General features: G+C 51.8%; 13 protein-coding genes. 4 read left to right on the top strand and 9 right to left on the bottom strand.

Annotation, left to right across the window (positions count from 1 at the left end; genetic code table 11):
- Positions 1–4: 4 nt before the first annotated feature.
- From JJQ72_RS00065 to JJQ72_RS00040, 6 genes are all read right to left on the bottom strand, one after another.
- Positions 5–874: a carbohydrate ABC transporter permease gene (locus tag JJQ72_RS00065; protein ID WP_208202329.1), complete on the bottom strand. Its 870-nt coding sequence runs from the start codon at positions 872–874 to the stop codon at positions 5–7.
- Positions 875–937: 63 nt separating this feature from the next.
- Positions 938–2,335 carry an extracellular solute-binding protein gene (locus JJQ72_RS00060; protein WP_243895770.1) on the bottom strand — a complete coding sequence of 466 codons (1,398 nt, stop codon included), beginning with the start codon at positions 2,333–2,335 and terminating at the stop codon, positions 938–940.
- A 184-nt stretch (positions 2,336–2,519) separates the two neighbouring features.
- Positions 2,520–3,872 carry an extracellular solute-binding protein gene (locus tag JJQ72_RS00055; protein ID WP_208202327.1) on the bottom strand — a complete coding sequence of 451 codons (1,353 nt, stop codon included), beginning with the start codon at positions 3,870–3,872 and terminating at the stop codon, positions 2,520–2,522.
- 12 nt (positions 3,873–3,884) lie between these two features.
- A complete protein-coding gene (locus JJQ72_RS00050) occupies positions 3,885–5,507 on the bottom strand; it encodes a response regulator (protein WP_208202326.1) in 1,623 nt (540 codons plus the stop codon).
- A 4-nt stretch (positions 5,508–5,511) separates the two neighbouring features.
- The gene (locus JJQ72_RS00045; protein ID WP_208202325.1) at positions 5,512–7,326 is read right to left on the bottom strand and encodes a cache domain-containing sensor histidine kinase; all 1,815 of its coding nucleotides are present in this window, start codon (positions 7,324–7,326) and stop codon (positions 5,512–5,514) included.
- Between the two features lie 294 nt (positions 7,327–7,620).
- Positions 7,621–7,947, bottom strand: coding sequence for a hypothetical protein (locus JJQ72_RS00040; RefSeq protein WP_208202324.1), 327 nt, complete (start codon positions 7,945–7,947; stop codon positions 7,621–7,623).
- 314 nt (positions 7,948–8,261) lie between these two features.
- Here JJQ72_RS00040 and JJQ72_RS20345 point away from each other — a divergent pair, with 314 nt between their 5' ends.
- The 4 genes from JJQ72_RS20345 (at position 8,262) to JJQ72_RS00020 (ending at position 11,381) form a co-directional block, all read left to right on the top strand.
- Complete coding sequence (locus tag JJQ72_RS20345; protein ID WP_175415312.1) at positions 8,262–8,774, top strand: SEC-C metal-binding domain-containing protein; 513 nt, start codon at positions 8,262–8,264, stop codon at positions 8,772–8,774.
- Positions 8,775–8,814: 40 nt separating this feature from the next.
- Positions 8,815–9,651, top strand: coding sequence for a sulfurtransferase (locus JJQ72_RS00030; protein WP_138226513.1), 837 nt, complete (start codon positions 8,815–8,817; stop codon positions 9,649–9,651).
- A 297-nt stretch (positions 9,652–9,948) separates the two neighbouring features.
- Complete coding sequence (locus JJQ72_RS00025; RefSeq protein WP_138226523.1) at positions 9,949–10,056, top strand: putative holin-like toxin; 108 nt, start codon at positions 9,949–9,951, stop codon at positions 10,054–10,056.
- Positions 10,057–10,391: 335 nt separating this feature from the next.
- Positions 10,392–11,381, top strand: a complete 990-nt coding sequence (locus JJQ72_RS00020) for a right-handed parallel beta-helix repeat-containing protein (protein ID WP_208202323.1) — start codon at positions 10,392–10,394, stop codon at positions 11,379–11,381.
- A 73-nt stretch (positions 11,382–11,454) separates the two neighbouring features.
- Here JJQ72_RS00020 and JJQ72_RS00015 read toward each other — a convergent pair whose 3' ends face one another.
- The 3 genes from JJQ72_RS00015 to JJQ72_RS00005 all read right to left on the bottom strand — a co-directional run bounded on the left by JJQ72_RS00015 (position 11,455) and on the right by JJQ72_RS00005 (position 16,082).
- Positions 11,455–12,141: a hypothetical protein gene (locus JJQ72_RS00015; protein ID WP_208202322.1), complete on the bottom strand. Its 687-nt coding sequence runs from the start codon at positions 12,139–12,141 to the stop codon at positions 11,455–11,457.
- Between the two features lie 153 nt (positions 12,142–12,294).
- Positions 12,295–12,723, bottom strand: coding sequence for a hypothetical protein (locus JJQ72_RS00010; protein ID WP_208202321.1), 429 nt, complete (start codon positions 12,721–12,723; stop codon positions 12,295–12,297).
- Positions 12,724–12,878: 155 nt separating this feature from the next.
- The gene (locus JJQ72_RS00005; RefSeq protein WP_243895769.1) at positions 12,879–16,082 is read right to left on the bottom strand and encodes an amidase family protein; all 3,204 of its coding nucleotides are present in this window, start codon (positions 16,080–16,082) and stop codon (positions 12,879–12,881) included.
- Positions 16,083–16,581: the final 499 nt, after the last annotated feature.

Below are 16,581 nucleotides of genomic sequence, written 5' to 3'. Positions count from 1 at the left end.
AAGATCAATCCTTTTCTGCAGAAATTTTATTCTGTACTATGGTCAGCAGCGCAATCACGAAGAACATAAATACGGAAATGGCACCGGAGATGCCAAACCGGGACTGCTGAAAGGCGGAATTGACGACGAGCATGGATACGACCGTTGTGCTTCCGGCCGGCCCGCCCTGTGTCATAATATAAATATTATCGTAAGCAAGCAGTACACTGGACATGAACGCAATGAACTGGATGATAATAATGAACCGGATGCTTGGCAGCAGCATCGTCCACATTCTTCTCCAGGGCCCGGCGCCGTCCATTTTGGCCGCTTCCAGAATTTCCGTAGGAACCGATTTCAAGGCCGAGTAATACAGCAGCAGTGAAATCCCGTTGCCCGCAAACACCGCAGGCAGTACAATAGCAAGCTTGGTCATGCTGGCATCATTCAGCCATAGATAAGGACCCAGTCCGAAAAATTCAAGCCAGTAATTCAGCAATCCGAAATCCGGATTGTACATCCATTTCCAGACCAGCACTCCGCCGACAAGCGGCATAATAACCGGCAGCTGATACATAAACCGGAAGAACGCATTCCCTTTGCGAATATCCATCAGAAATAAAGCCTGAACAATCGGAATCCAGAACGTAAGCCCCAGGTACAGCACGAAGAACACGAAGGTGTTCGACATCGCCTGCCAGAAGGTCGTGGATTTCAAGAACTCGGTATAGTTAGCGAGCCCCACAAATTTGCCCGGCGGGTTTACGATGTTATAGTCAAACAAGCTCAAGTACGCCATGTTTACCAGCGGATAATATTTAAACAGCACATAGCATATGATGGAAGGCAGCAAGAACAGTACAGGCACCCAGCGAATGTTTAATTTACGCAGCATAAGTCTCCCTCATCCCCAAAACGGCGTTCAGGATTCCCCCGAAAGGGGGAATCCCTGGCGCTATTATTTTTTGATTTCTTTGTTGTACTTGTCGACGACTTCGCGTTGAGCCAAATCCTGAGCCTCCTGCATAACCTTCATCGGGTCAGCACTCTCATCCATCAGCACTTGCTGTACAGCCTTGACCACATAAGGGCTCAAGCGAGCCTTCAGGAAGTACTCCAGACGCCCTTCCTGAGCAGCATTCTGGACATTCTGGATCAGCTCTTCCGGCATCCCTTCAACGAACTGGGAAGCGTCCACATCACTGCGTACATTCAGCAGGTTCGGGAAAATACCGTTATCCATCTGATACTGCAGCAAACCGTCCTGAACTTCCTTCGATACGATGTAAGTCGCGTACGTGAACGCCGCTTGCTGCTTCTCCGGAGTCGCTTTCGGGTTAAAGATCATGACTGCACCGCCAACCTGTGCAGGGGAAGAGCCTCCAGGTCCCGGCGGAAGCGCAGAGAAGCCAATGTTCTCGATATCCATACCGGCAGATACCATACCGCCGAACCAGTTGGATGCCGCAATCATGGAAGCCGCACGATTCTGATAGAAATCATCGGAGTTTTCGTCCAGGCTTTGCACGACATTTTTCTGAGTTGCATTATACTTGAATTTTAGATCCTGATAATACTGCAGTGCCTGCACCGCCGGCTCGGAGGTAAAGGTCAGCTTGACACTTCCATCCTCCTGCCGCTCTGTCAAATCTCCGCCGGCCTGCCAGACATAATATTCAAAGAACCAGTCCGCCCAGTCCATTCCAAGCAGTGCATATCCATATTGATTCTTGGAAGGATCAGACAGCTTCTGAGCCGCTTCACCGAACGATTCCCAATCCTTTAATGCTTCGGCCGGATCCAGGCCTGCATCCGCAAACATCTGCTTGTTATAGGCAAGACCGGTCACGTACATGAGGTTCGGAATGCCGTAAATTTTGCCATCGCGGGTTGCGGCCTGCATAGCCGAAGGCAAAATTTGGTCCTTCTCTGCGTAGTTATTCCACAGTTCTGTAATATCTGCAGCAATGCCTTGATCAATATAGGACTCCATATCCGGGAACGCGTTCGCGTACAAATCCGGCTGCTTCCCGCCAACCACGGCTGTCATGAACTGCTCTCTTTCCTTGGTCAGCGTCTGCATAACATGCTCTACCTTAATGTTCGGATGCTTCTCGGCAAAATCCTTGAATACCTGCTCCCAGTATGGCTTGGCAGGATCACCGTCCTGCGGCATATCCCATGCTACAATCTCTACAACCTCGCCCGATGCCTGCGGCGTTGCCTCTTGACCAGCCGCCCCGCTGCTGGAATCGCTTCCAGTAGTGCCCGTGCCATTGCCGGAGCATGCCGATACGAACATGGATGTCAGCAGCGTCAGGGTAAGAAGCGCTTTAGATCTGATCTTTCTCTTCATCGTTGAATCCCCCATTCATGAGATGTCTTTACTCTTTCAATTGTAAAGAACACCTTAAGGAGGCACGTACGAATATATTAAGCAGCGGCTACGAAAATCTTAATCATTCCTTCCTTTGAAATAGTGAAATCCAAAAAGCGCCGCCCGAAACAGGCTCCTTCTCCTGTTCGGGCGGCGCTCACGCTCACCGGATGTCTTCATTATACTGCTGAACCACTTCCTTCTCCGCCTGCTCCTGCGCTCTTGTGAGCAGCTCGTAAGGGTCTGCCTCCTCGCGCAGCAATGCTTCCTGCACGGCCTTTGAGACATATGGGCTCAATCTTGATTTCAAAAAATACTCCAGCCTGCTCTGCTCAGCCGCCTGCTGAATGCTTCGGACCAGCTCCCCCGGCATACCCTCAGCATAGATCGCCGGGTTCACATCATCCCGGTAGGACAGCAGATTAGGCAGCTTCCCCTGCTCCTGCTGAAAGCGCAGCATTTCCTCGTGGGCATACTTGGAGGTCATGAAGGTCGCATACGTGAAGGCGGCCTGCTGCTTCTCCTTGGAAGCCTTCGGATTAAAGATCCAGATGCCCCCGCCAACCTGGGACAGCGATACGCCGGCAGGCCCCGCAGGAAACATAGCAATTCCGATATCCTCCAGATGTACCCCGGACTCCCGCATCTCTCCAAACCAGTTCGAGGCCACAATCATTGTCGCGGCACGACCGAAGTAGAAATCCTTTTTGCTGTCATCCAGGCTCTGAAGCACATCGGGCTGTATCGCATCATATTGAAATCTCAGATCCTGGTAGTATTCCAGTGCTCTGACCGCCGCCTCGGAATTAAACGTTAGCTCCACACTTCCGTCCGCATGCCGCCGGGTCAGATCGCCTCCGGCCTGCCACACATAATACTCATAGAACCAGTCGGCCCACTCTGTGCCCAGAATGGCATAGCCGTAACGATCCTTTGAAGCATCCTTCAGGTCCCGGGCCGCCTTGGCGAAGGTATCCCAGTCCTGCAGCACCTCCTCCGGCTGAAGCTGCTGCTCCTGAAAGATCCGCTTGTTATAGGCAAGAGCAGTCACATACATCAGGTTCGGAATGCCGTACACCCTGCCCCGCTGGGATGCCGTATCCATAGCAATCGGCGAGTAATGAATACGGTCCGGATACGCCTCCCACAGCTCTGTGATATCTGCTGGAATGCCCTGGTCGATATACGTTTCCATATCCGGAAAGGCAGCATTATACAAATCCGGCTGCTCACCGCCGGCCACTGCCGTCATAAACTGCTCACGTTCCTTCTGGTAGGCAGCTTCCATGTGAATGACCCGAATATGGGGATACAGCCTCTCGAACTCTTGAAACATCAAATCATAGTACGGCTTGTCCGCCGAGCCTGCAAATGGCTTATCCCAGACGACAATCTCGACCACCTGCTCTGTCACGCCGCCCTCCAGCTTCAAAGGCTTGCTGCCTGTACAGGAGGCAAGCAGAGGAAGAGCGAGCGTTAGGAGCAGCATTTTTTTCAAAACGGAGCCCTTCTTCATGCCGTTTCCCCCTTAGGTCTGATCGGAGCTCTGCTCCCGGTATTGTCCCGGTGTCATCTTGAACCGCTTGCGGAACACACTACCGAAGTAGGCAGCATCCTCAAATCCCACCCGCTCGCTGATTTCCCGGATTTTGAGGTCTGTTTCCACCAGCAGCCGGGCGGCCTCCTTCATCCGCAATCCATTCAAGTAATCGACAAAGGATTCACCGTACTTCTCCTTAAACCGCTTGGAGAAATAATTCGGATGGATGAAAAAACGCTCTGCAATGACCGAAAGCTGAATCGGCTCGGCATAATGCTGCTCCAAATACACACGCACCGCCTCCATAATCTCCTTGCCATCCAGATTGCTGGTGTGGGAGAGCAGCCCGATCATATTCGTAACGAGCTTATTCATCATATCTACAATGTCCTGCCACGCCGTCGTCTGCTCCAGCTCGCGCTGCAGATCCGTCAGCTCCCCGATCGCCCACTTGGAGTTGTCCGCATGGACCAGCCAGTATTTGTTCAGGAACAGGTACAGATCCACACAGAACCACTCGACCATGACATAGCTGGAGGACGGCTCCTGCACAATGGCGCCCAGGCGGCGTTCAATCCATTTATGGATTTTGTCTCTTTCCCATTTGCCCAGCCAGTCCTCCAGCAGCCTGATATCCTCTTGACTAATAAAGGATTTGCGCTGAGCCTCCTTCCCGGTAGAGGTGATCGTCGGGGTCTGATAGATTCGGCTGCTTCCGTGCAAAATCGAATTACGAGCGATCTGCTTCGCCTCCCGGTAGCTTTCCTGCACACGCGTAATCTGCTCCTGATAAGGCCCTACACCAATGGTCGCTTCAAGGCGCAAATACTTGCGAATGCCGAAAGAGATGGATTCCAGCGCAGAGGTTACGCCCGCCTTATCCTGTCCTTTTCGCAGACCCAGAACGTAAACCAGCTCAAAGCGCCGCAGCGAGTGATGCACCAGAATGCCCTGGATGCTGTTGGAAAGAAACCGCTCTGTGACAATATTCTTGATTGCAAACCAGAGCAGACTCTCCTCCTGGGACCCGAAGGACTGATGCGGCACCTTAAACGACTCCAGCTGAATGACAACGGCTGTAAAATAGGCTCCATGCCTCGCAAGCTCCTCCAGCTCCGCGGTGGCTGCCACGAAATCCTCCTCCTGCAGAAACTGCGTCAGCGCCTGTTGCCGGAACGCCTCCTGGCTGGTCTCCGCTACGCTTCGAAGCTCCTGGATCATCTGCACCGTCTGGTGTTCCGCTTCCTTGCGCTCCAGCAGACTCGACAGCGTGGCGTACAGCTCCTCTTCCTCCAGCGGCTTCACCATGTAATTGGCTACCCCGTACTTGATCGCCTGCTTCGCATAGTCAAAGTTATCGAAGCCCGTAATAATGACGACCTGGACCTCGCTGTCGAGCAGCCGGGCCTGCCGAATAAATTCCAGTCCGTCGATGCCCGGCATGTGAATATCTGTCAGGATCAGGTCCGGCTTGACACTTTTCATCAGCTGAAGCCCCTGTACACCGTCTCCCGCTTCCGCAATCACCGTGACCGGCAGACCGGTCTGGGTAATCTTGTGAATAATGCCCTGGCGTATGATCGGCTCGTCATCCAATACCATGATGTTCATGCTCTCATCCCTCCTGATCCGGCAAACAGGTCTTGATCCTCAAGGTAAACGTTGTCCCGTATTCCGCATCACTGCTAAACGTAATGCCGCATTGACGACCGTACAGCATCTGAATGCGGGACTGCACATTGCTTAAACCTATGGAGGAGGAGGCACCTCTTGGTGCCCCGCCATCCTCCTGGCTGGCGTCCTGCAAAAGACCGCTCAGCCACTCCTGCCGCTCGGCGTCAATGGGAAGACCATTGTTCCATATTTTGACCTGCACCTCGTCCTCTTCGCCGGAAATAGCTTCCAGACGGACGATACCCCCTTCCAGACTGCGGCTGATGCCATGATTCACACTGTTTTCCACCAGCGGCTGAAACAGCAGCTTCGGGATCGGCACCTGCTCCAGACCGGGCTCCAGATAGATGGAATAATCCAAGCGGTGGTCAAAGCGGATCTTCTGAATGGCCAGGTACAGTCGAATCTGCTCGAATTCGGCATCCAGGCTTGAAATATCATCCCCGCTGATGTTATAGCGAAACATCTTGGCGAGCGACCTGCTAATAAAGGAAACCCGGTCATCTCCCTGCATGGAGGCAATGCTGTCAATGACACCCAAGGTGTTGTACAAAAAATGAGGGTTGATCTGAGATTGCAGCGATTTGATCTCCGCATTCTTTTTCACAATTTCAGCCTCGTACACCTTGCTGATCAAGCGATTAATTTCCCGGGTCATCCGGTTAAAGGAAGCGCTTAAATATCCAACCTCGTCCTCGGTACGAACCGGAAGCACCACGGAGTAATTTCCCTTCTCGATGGATTTCATTCCCTTGCTGAGCAGCTTGAGCGGATTAATCGTGCGAGAGGATATGAATCCCGCCAGCAGCATAGAGATGAGCAGCGTAAAGGCCCCGATCCAGATCGTCCTCGTCGTAAAATCATCAATGGACAGCGTCAGCTGCCGGGACGGAATTTCCGAGACGACCGCCCAGCCCGTCTGGCCCAGATTCTCAAAGACAATCAGCTGGCCGCCGGAGTCCTGCTCTCTGAAATAGTGTCCCTTCAGCTGGCCTTGCTGCAGCGCGATTTCCTCCGCCGGCACAATCACTGCGCCGCGCTCCTCCATCTCCCGCGAATAGACAATAGTCCCCTGCTGCTTATCCACGAGATATGTGCGGCTGCCTACGGACGACTCACTCTCACTGAGCCACTGCGCAAGCGCTTCCGGAGATAGCGTGAATACCATCACCCCGATGACCCGGCCCGGGGAAGTTAAGGAAATGTTGCGGATCGCCTGCACATAGGACAGCGTATAGCCCGGCGGCTCCCCTGCTGTATTCGGATTGTACATATCGGTAGGCAGCCACAGCCCTTTGCCTTCCGCCTCTATCGCGGCGTCAGTCAGACGCTGCATCTCATTCTGGGCAATGGTCGTCGATACCAGTCCACCCACCCGGAGAGAGAAGCCATCCTGCTGCAGGATCACGACATTGGTCACAATGGGATGATTGTACACAAAATTGGAGATTTTGCCGCGATACGAGCTTTGCCCTTCCGGATCGGTCCCCATACCCATCACAAACTGATGAAAGTCAAAATCCCCGAAATAGTTCCAGGCAAAGCTTTTGACGTTCGTCAGATTGGCATTCAGCGTCGAAGCGGCCTGCTGTGTCATGCGAACCTGATGATCCACGGCCTGGGTCCTCAAGTCCTCTGCGGTCCGGAAGTAGAAATCAAATACGAGCACGAATACGATACACAGGACAATAAGCAGGTAAGACAGTAAAATTTTGCGATAAAGCGATTTGCCGATATAACGGCTCACCGAAGACATGAAGCCTCGCACATCCCTGCCCCCTTCCTGTCGATCTGTCCCATGGTGCCCGTTGCGAAGCACTTTATAATGTCCATTGTAAAGGCTGAAGTAGAAACGGAAAAGAGCACCTTTTTCCAGAGGAGCCAAGTGCTTTAATCAGGCGCTAAACACTTAGCTTCGCTGGTGAAATGAGATGCCGTTGAAGAGGATAATATCTTGAATATAAGGCGTGTCCAGGAAGGGGAGGTATAAATATCTTCACGAATATCTATAAAAATCACAAGCTTTATGCCAAGCGGCAAAGCCCGCTGCTCAAAAGCCCAGGCTGCGCATGATGTATTCTCCTACGGCCTTGTCCACCATCTCCTGAAAGGAATCGAACGGCGTCACCGCCCTTGCATGCTGATCCAGCGCTGTTTGCGGCAGAGCCTCAAAGTCCTCATCCTTCTCGACGACAAACCCTCCATCTTCGAAAAAGGCTTCAATAGAAGCAAACCGTGTATGCCGGCCCATGAAGGCCGGATTCAGAATTTGCTCAATCGGCACACTCCGGTTGCTTTCGAGCTCTTTCGCTCTTTGCTCCAGCTGCTCCGCATCCGGGGCTTGCATCTGCTGCAGGCTCTTTTGTATGCTGTTCATCTCGAAATCCATCTTCACCGCTCCAATCCAATTGTATTCAATTCACCAGTGGCGAATGCTCAAACGACCAATGTCTACCATTTTATCATAGTTTCCCAGGCCTGGCATTCCTCCGCCTCTCTCCCCTCCTCTTTCAAAAAAATCCTTGAGGAATCAGGTATTTATGCGAAAAAGGGTGACAGGATTCAGCCCGTAAGTAGGTATATTTTACTGCCAGCTCCCTTAAACATGTGGTCAAACCTCGCATTATCTTTTATGATAGACATATAGATTTACTAACTAACTCTTAACCCCAATCCGAGGAGTGAATGTTTTTGGAAAAGATAGGTAGAAATGATGCCTGTCACTGCGGCAGCGGCAAAAAATATAAAAAATGCTGTATGGAGAAAGATCGCCGTTCAGGTGGACCCCGGCGTCATGTCGAACCTTCACAGGAAGAGAAGCTGGCCATGCTCAACGCTCCTTCCAGCCTGGATGAGCTAACAGCCCGGATCGGCCAGATGAAGTGGGACCAGAATTCCTATCGGGAGCTGGCTGAAGAATTGTTCCCTCAGCTGTTCCACGATTACGAATATAATGAGCCGGAGAAGCTGTTCTATCTTTATAACGCGCTGATCATCTGGAACGGCTTTTGCCGCAAGGAAGCTCCGAAGTTCCGCAAAGCGGGCGGCTTCAAGGCCGCGCTGGACCAGCTGTGCACGAAGGCGCTCGATATCCCGGCAACGCAGAATGAGCTCGCAGCCAAGCATGATGTAGCGGCCACAACGCTTGCCAAATGCTCGACTCAGCTGCAGCAATTCATGGGACAGCTTGGACAAGCGGGTTAACATACATGCTTCCATATCAAAGTGAAGGGTGGTGCTCCTAATGAGCTTCAGAGTGAAGAAGCAATGGCTCCTTGCCCGACTGTATGAGCCGGATCTTGTCATTGTGGATTGTCGATTTGCATTGGGGAAGGCCGATGCTGGCCGGCATGCTTACGAGGAGTCCCATATTCCACGGGCCGTTTATTTGGATCTGGAAAGGAATTTGTCTGCTCCGGTGACAGACCACGGCGGCAGACACCCTCTGCCAGATGCGGAGCACATGGCGAAGGTATTCGGCCAGGCCGGAATAAGTCGTGACAGCCGCGTCGTCATTTACGATGACCAGAACGGCATGGTCGCAAGCCGCCTCTGGTGGATGCTGCGATTCACAGGTCATCAACAGACCTATGTGCTGGAGGAAGGCTTTACCGCCTGGAGTCAGGCGGGGTACCCGGTCACGGCCGATCTGCCGGTCGTCATACCGGCGACCTATGACGTGGAGCTTCAGGGTGAGATGGTGGCTGACGTGGAGCAGGTCCGTAAGGCCTCCCTCACCGGCAGCGCCACCCTGATCGATTCCCGCGAGCCGAGCCGCTATCTCGGCCTGGAAGAGCCCATTGATGCAGCAGCCGGCCACATTCCCGGAGCCGTCAACTACTTCTGGAAAGACCTGCTCACGCAGCAGGGCTCCTGGAAGAGCCCGGAGGAGTGGTCCAACCACTTCCAGGAGCTCCCGAAGGACCAGGAGCTTATCATCTACTGCGGCTCCGGCGTATCCGCCTGCCCCAACGTCCTGGCCCTCCTGGAATCCGGCTTCACCCACGTGAAGCTGTATCCGGGAAGCTGGAGCGATTGGATTAGCTATGCGGGGAATACGGTGGCTACGGGAGAGGAATAGTTTGAAGCGTAAGCTGGAATGTAGCATTGATTTCGAAGTACATCGCTCATGTGGCGATGTACTTCTTTGTGCTTGTTACCGGAACCATGATGGGGCCAGCCCCGTGATTCCACTCATTCAGTATGACCAGCTGCCGATCTTCCATAATAGCTTGAGCTAGTGTTAGCTTTTACATTTGTCAAAGATTTAGATACAAATACACGTTCCTACTCTTACATATTATGCTATAATTAACTAGGCATGTGGAACGGCTTGCAAGGGTGGTCGGCTACCTCTCTATAGAAGGGAGGGATGCTCATGGAGGTTAAGGATGCACTGACATTGATGATTAGTTTTGGTGCGCTCATTGTAGCGCTGCTTACGCTGGTCGTCGCCATTGTCACTGCATTGAACCAAAAGAAATAGACCGCCCCCCTGCAAGGTAGCGGTCTATTACTGATCGTTTCACCGAAGCCGACCGCCTTTGAAGCGGTCTATCGTGCCAAGGAGTCGTGTTCGCGCACGGCTCCTTCTTTAGTTTTATTATAACGACCTCTGTTTATACGTGCAATAAGGAGATGGGAAATTGGGTCCCCCATCTAGAAAATGAACAAGAAGACATAAAATTTATACAAGAAGTAACGAACGTATTCCTTATAATTCATAATTGTAAGCGCTTTAATAAACGGGGATTAGGAGGGTTGCATTCACGGATTGGGTAACCGCACCACATTATTTTACTCAGAAAGGGAAGTGATGTCATGTTTAATCTTCAACGCGCTTTACCCCCATTACGAAAGTCTGTACTCTATGCAGTGATGCTCTCGCTCACCTTGTTTACCGCTCCAACGGTCTCTCAGGCCGCATCAGTCACATGCAGTACGGCATCATGCCTCACCTCAGCCCTTGCGAATGCACAGCCTGGCGATGTGATCACTCTTGCTGCAGGGGTTACGTTTACAGGTAACTTCGTCGCCGCGAAGAACGGCACCGCCTCTGCCAAAATCACCATTAAAGGCGCCAGCTCCACCAACAAACCCATCCTAAACGGCGGCACGACCTCCAGCGGTTATGCGCTGTATATTACCGGAGATCATTACGATATCCGCAATGTGAAGGTGACCAATGCCAAAAAAGGCATCATGCTCGATCATGCCAACTACACCTGGATGGAATATGTGGATGTGTACAGCATTGGCGAGGAAGGCGTGCATTACCGGGACGGCAGCTCTAATAATACCATTAAGAATTCGACTGTATCCGATACCGGAAAGCTGAACCCTGAGTATGGTGAAGGCGTTTATGTCGGTTCAGACGTTGGCAAGTGGGGCAGCTACATTAAAGAAACGAAAAACAACCGGATTTCATCCGTTACTTTCGGGCCTAATGTCCGGGCCGAGCATGTTGATATCAAGGAAGGCTCTTCTGGAACTACGGTTGAGAACTGCACTTTTAACGGGACAGGCATCGCCGGTGCCAATTATGCAGACAGCTTTATTGATGTAAAGGGCAATAATGATGTTATCAAAAATAACGTCGGCTACCGAAACGGCAACAGCAAGATTGTAGACGCCTTCCAGGTGCACGAGCGCGTCAGCGGATGGGGACAAAATGCGAGCTTTACCGGGAACACCTTGTATCTGGATAATGCTACGCCTTACGTGGTCAATGCTGACACCGGCGCTACCGCAACAGCTTCAAACAATACCCGCAGCCCTTCCGGCAACATGTATAAGGGAAGCGTCAACTAATCCCCCTCCCTCTCTTCTGCAAGAAATTGCCGTTGAGGGGGTTTTTTAATGATTTTGCTGTGTGGGCTGAGGCTCAAACGAGATCCGGATGCTGAATCACACCGATATATTCATAGGAGGTTACCCTCCCGGATATCCCTTTGCCTAATGATCTTAATCTACCTTTATCCACCAGCAATTTGCAATATTTGATCACGGTGGTGGTATGCAGCTCCAATTCTCTCGCGGCAACGTACGGACGAAGCACCCGGTCGTGACGAATGGCTGCTCGCATGAGATCGCGCTCTATTTTGGAATACATCCGTTGCTCTGGCAATGCTTTTGCGGGCTGCCAAGCAAACAGGTAGGGAAACAAAATCGCTCGAAGGGTTGTCTGCAAAAACGATGCATCTTCCTTTAACTGATCCAGCGAGACATAAAGCACCGTGCAGTCTTGAGATTGAAGAAACAGTCCACGATTTAAATCCATTCTATATTTTGTACGATCCGTGCCGTGTGATCCGTAGTCCATGATCTCTATAGCAATTCGCGAGCCGCCAATTTCCCATAACAGATCTACATAATAGGACCTGCCGCGCCAGTCCCGAACCTCATACTCGGGATGAAGTCCGTCAAAATGCCCCGCAAGCGGCCACCAAACCCGTTCGACAAACAGACGATTCCCGTAGCCATGCCCTCTTTTTAGGGCGTCTAGCCGCTCCCCCTTTCTACGTTTGAGATGATCATTCAACCACTCATCATGCTCCGCCTCATATCCCACACTTCATCCCTCGCTTTATTGGTTATGCCCATAAACATGTAAAAAGCCCCGCCCTTTCTCTCTCTCGAGAAAAAAGACGGGGCATGCTTTGCCTCGTTGTATCTATGCTCTCAGCATCCATCACACATGAATTAACATTAGCGTATTTAGAGCTTAATACAACTGAGCCAACTTGTAAATGGGTATTATTTTTTTGAATCCACGACGTGGTGTCTGTGGCTGCATCGAGCTCGGTTTTTCGCGTTCGTTGGGCGCGGGGGCGGCCTGTGGCTCCATCGAGTTCGGTTTTTCGCGTTCGTTGGGCGCGGGGGCGGCCTGCGGGCGCATCCAGTTCGGTTTTTCGCGTTCGTTTGGCGCGTGCGCAGCCTGTGGCTCCATCCAGTTCAGTTTTTCGCGTTCGTTGGGCGCGGGGGCGGCCTGCGGGCGCATCCAGTTCGGTTTTTCGCGTTCGTTTGGCGCGTGCGCAGCCTGTGGCTCCATCCAGTTCAGTTTTTCGCGTTCGTTCGGCGCGTGCGCAGCCTGCGGGCGCATCCAGCTCGGTTTTTCGCGTTCGTTGGGCGCGTGCGCGGCCTGTGGCTCCATCGAGCTCGGTTTTTCGCGTTCGTTGGGCGCGTGCGCAGCCTGTGGCTGCAACGAGCTCAGTTTTTCGCGTTCGCTTGCTCCGCATCCGCCCACAGCGTCGATTACAACACACCAAAAACCGGCACCTGGAAAGCTCCAAGTACCGGTTACATAGGTTAGCGCTGTAAGACTCTAGTGACCATGGTGGCAAATTCGGCTCTAGTAATTGCTTTTGTAGGGCGGAAGGTGCCGTCTGTGTAGCCTGTTACAATGTTGTTGGCAGAAAGTGCATGAATGTAACCAGCTGACCAGGAGTCGGCTTGTACGTCCGGGAAGGACGTCGAACTATTACCGCCAAGCTGGAAGGCTCTGACTACCAAAGCCGCCATTTCTGCACGGTTCAATTGATCATTCGGACGGAATGTGCCGTCTGTATACCCCGTCATCAGGCCAGCTTGCTGAGCTGCACCGATATAACCGGCGGCCCAGTGAGTGCTCGGCACGTCCTTAAAGCTGCCCCCTTGCTGATTCAGTCCCAGCTCCATAACCAACACTTTTAATGCTTCGGCACGGGTAATGCTGAGGTTTGGCCGGAAAGTTTCATCCGGATAGCCGGAGATCAGCCCTCTTTGGATCAGGAACTGAATGCTGCTGTTTGCCCAGTGTCCTTGTGTGTCTGCAAAAGTTTTCAGCTCCGGTGTCGGCGTACCCGGCACTTCTGGTTCTCCTCCTGGTAATTCCGGAGTTGTCGGAGTCTCCATACCGCCTCCATTTACAGGTGGTGTAGTCGGTGCCGGTGTAGTTGGTGCTTCACCGCCACTACCGTTTCCTGGTGGCGTGGTTGGCGTCTCATCTCCGCCATTTCCTGATGTTGTCGTTGGCGGCACGTAGCTCAAAGCAGGGGCAAACGTGGTTACACTTTGAGCCATGCTTTGCTGCTCCAGCGCATATCCCATAGCGAGCACATTCGCATCATCCCATGCTTTACCAACCAGCTGCATGGAAATGGAGTATCCATTAGGACTTGTGCCTACAGGAACTACTACCGTCGGCAAACCGACGCTAGAGGTCAACACTCCGGTTCCTCGGTCGGAACTCAACTGCGCCGCTTGAGCATCATTGTTGTACATATCGCTAATAAAACCGGCGTAAACCACACTGTCTACGTCATATTCGTCCATCCAGCCTGCAATAATATTTTTGTAGTTCGTTCTGTAATCAATATATTTCTGTACTTCTTCCTCTGACATTCGAGTTCTATTTTGGTTGGCTCTTTGGTTATACAGCAGTACTTTTTCGGAAGCGAGCAGTTCATTCGCTGAAGCATAAGGGAAGTTGGCATGAGGCTCTAGGTACCTTGCCCAGCCTTCTGCACCTGGATTGCCATCAGTTTTTTCCCCTCCTCCAGGTGGGGTGGCCATCTCAACCATAATAGCTCCTGCATCTTCCAAATGCTTGAATTGATCTATGATTGCCTGACCCGTGCCATCATCAGCAAAAGAAGAGTTAAACGATGATGGAATATAGCCAATTCGTTTCCCTTGAAGGGCATTGGTATTCAGGGCTGCAGTCCAGTCTGCCGGTCTTTTGGCATCTGCTTCTACAGTCAGTATATCTGAGGGATCCGTGCCTGTTGTGGCATTAAGCAAATAAGCAAGATCTGTAACTGTACGGGCCATCGGACCTGCATAATCCTGTCCCCAAGTCAGCGGCATCACGCCACTCACGCTTGCCATTCCATCTGTCCCGCGGAATGTGGTCAAGCTTGCTCCAACCGTAGGCGCGTACAAGGAAACGCCAGTTTGTGTGCCCATTGCAGCGGCTGCAAAACCTGCTCCAACAGCTACTGCAGAACCACCGCTAGAACCGAATGAGGTTTTGGAAGGATAAAGTGCATTCCAGGTTTGCATCCAGCCGCTTTCACTAAAGCTGCCACTATTTGCAAATTCGGATGTATTCGTCTTACCAATGATTACAGCTCCCGCTTCTCTCAGCTTTTGAACCTGATAGGCATCAGAGCTTGGCTGCCAGCCTTCCAGTGCTCTGGACCCGCCGGTAGTCGGCATATCCTTCGTGTCATAAATGTCCTTGACCGCAATCGGTATGCCTAGCAGTCCTCCCCGCTGACCCCCACGGCGAGCCTGATCTGCTTCAATGGCCTGCTGAATTGCCGTTTCCGACACATGGAGGAAGGAATGGAAGCCGAGCTGACCCATATCATAGGCCGCAATGCGGTCCAGATATGCACGAGTTATAGCCTCCGAGGTGGTGACGCCAAGTTCCATGTCTCGCTGCATTTGAACAATGCTTTTGTTGAACACATCGTAGTTGGAGGTTGTCACCAGCGGTGCTGAGGCCGGCGCGGCAGGAATGTTCAGTCGTGTAGGCGCTGCACAGGCTGATGCATCAAACTGGTCCAAGCTCGACAGGTCCCAGTTACTGATGGTACATACTTCTTCAGCGGTCAACTCAGTCAGATCCGGATTCATCACCAGTTGATTCAGTGAATCCGCAGCTTGAGTTAACCCGTCTGTTCCCGTCTCCCCTGCCACGACAAATCGTGCAAGCGACTGAGTCTCGCCGGGCTCGATCGTCAAGCTGTGGATGAAGCCATAAAAGTTGGAATCATTGCCGTATGTGGCCAAAGGAACCGTAAACGGATCCTGCTGCTGATTCCCCGTCCCCTGCAGTGCTCCTGCAAACGGAGCGGCGGATCCCAGGACTACGCCAATCGGTCGATCAGATGACCTGGAATTTGCAATTAACGCCCATGCATCATCGGATTCGATGGACGCATCTCCACTGGAGGTCATTTTCACCACGCCTTGGTAGTTGCCCGTTCCATAACCCAGCGAGCCCCCGAACGAGACATCAACGCTTACCGGAGAGCTTGTTGTATTCGTAAAAGTATCAAAATAACGCACACGGTTGTTTGCACTGTTGAAGTAAATATCACGTGTAATATGTACATCCCCCAGATTTACCGCTTGAGTTGTTGCAAATTCATCCTCACCGTCATATACCAGCCCAAAGCCTCTCATCATTTGACCATTCATCCGAGGCTCCGGTGAAGTCGAAACCTGAACAAAAATATTGCCGAAGCCCTGAATCGGCGTATTGACCGCTCTGCGAATGCTGCCTGTGTCAAGGTTAGGTGCGTAGGAATCGTGAACCTCCCACTCTGTACCGCTTGTTGATGTAACCTTAGTTAACGCATGGACGCTGTTGAACGGTACAACTCCTGCAAAAACCATACTGAGTGCTAGAGTTGCCGCAAAAGCCGGCTTCTTGCTCTTGCTTCTCTTCCTCCTTCTGGGGTCTCCCGGATCTTTAGCGGACTGTTTCTTCTCGGACACTGACGTATTCCGGATGTTAAACATGATGCTCCAACTCCTTCTAGCGGTTTTGAAGTGATTCTATCATCGAAAATTTGCATACGTCAAGTAATTTACTATAATAATGTTATATTATGTAACATATAAGTATCAGTTATGGGTGATATAGAGAAGATTAGTAGAAGTTTAGTAGATTTTAAGAGCGAATTTAGTAACACTATAGAGAAATTAAGATAATTAAATATGACATATTGTGTTATTAATATGTGATTTATTATGTTGATCATGAATCGCCAAATCGGCGCAACGAGTTCGGTTTTTGATGTTCATTTGGCGTGGGAGCGGCTTGCGGGCGCAACGAGTTCGGTTTTTGATGTTCATTTGGCGCGGGGACGGCTTGCGGACGCATCGTGTTCGGTTTTTAATGTTCGTTTGGCGCGGGGGCGGCTGGCGGGCGCATCGAGTTCGGTTTTTCGCGTTCGTTGGGCGCGGGGGCGGCTTGCGAGCGCAACGAGTTCGGTTTTTCGCACTCGTTTGGCGCGGG

It is taken from the genome of Paenibacillus sp. F411, from assembly GCF_017582705.1.
Lineage (GTDB): Bacteria > Bacillota > Bacilli > Paenibacillales > Paenibacillaceae > Paenibacillus_AQ > Paenibacillus_AQ algicola.
The sequence above is the reverse complement of the archived record's forward strand: the minus strand, read 5'-3'. Positions and strand labels throughout refer to the sequence as shown.

Excerpts from the sequence above, each read along its gene's own strand:
- JJQ72_RS00005 (WP_243895769.1), bottom strand. The coding sequence starts at position 16,082 with ATGTTTAACATCCGGAATACGTCAGTGTCCGAGAAGAAACAGTCCGCT.
- JJQ72_RS00040 (WP_208202324.1), bottom strand. The coding sequence starts at position 7,947 with ATGAACAGCATACAAAAGAGCCTGCAGCAGATGCAAGCCCCGGATGCG.
- JJQ72_RS00025 (WP_138226523.1), top strand. The coding sequence starts at position 9,949 with ATGGAGGTTAAGGATGCACTGACATTGATGATTAGTTTTGGTGCGCTC.
- JJQ72_RS00020 (WP_208202323.1), top strand. The coding sequence starts at position 10,392 with ATGTTTAATCTTCAACGCGCTTTACCCCCATTACGAAAGTCTGTACTC.
- JJQ72_RS00055 (WP_208202327.1), bottom strand. The coding sequence starts at position 3,872 with ATGAAGAAGGGCTCCGTTTTGAAAAAAATGCTGCTCCTAACGCTCGCT.
- JJQ72_RS00045 (WP_208202325.1), bottom strand. The coding sequence starts at position 7,326 with ATGTCTTCGGTGAGCCGTTATATCGGCAAATCGCTTTATCGCAAAATT.
- JJQ72_RS00060 (WP_243895770.1), bottom strand. The coding sequence starts at position 2,335 with ATGAAGAGAAAGATCAGATCTAAAGCGCTTCTTACCCTGACGCTGCTG.
- JJQ72_RS00030 (WP_138226513.1), top strand. The coding sequence starts at position 8,815 with ATGAGCTTCAGAGTGAAGAAGCAATGGCTCCTTGCCCGACTGTATGAG.
- JJQ72_RS00065 (WP_208202329.1), bottom strand. The coding sequence starts at position 874 with ATGCTGCGTAAATTAAACATTCGCTGGGTGCCTGTACTGTTCTTGCTG.
- JJQ72_RS00010 (WP_208202321.1), bottom strand. The coding sequence starts at position 12,723 with ATGGAGCCACAGGCCGCGCACGCGCCCAACGAACGCGAAAAACCGAGC.
- JJQ72_RS00050 (WP_208202326.1), bottom strand. The coding sequence starts at position 5,507 with ATGAACATCATGGTATTGGATGACGAGCCGATCATACGCCAGGGCATT.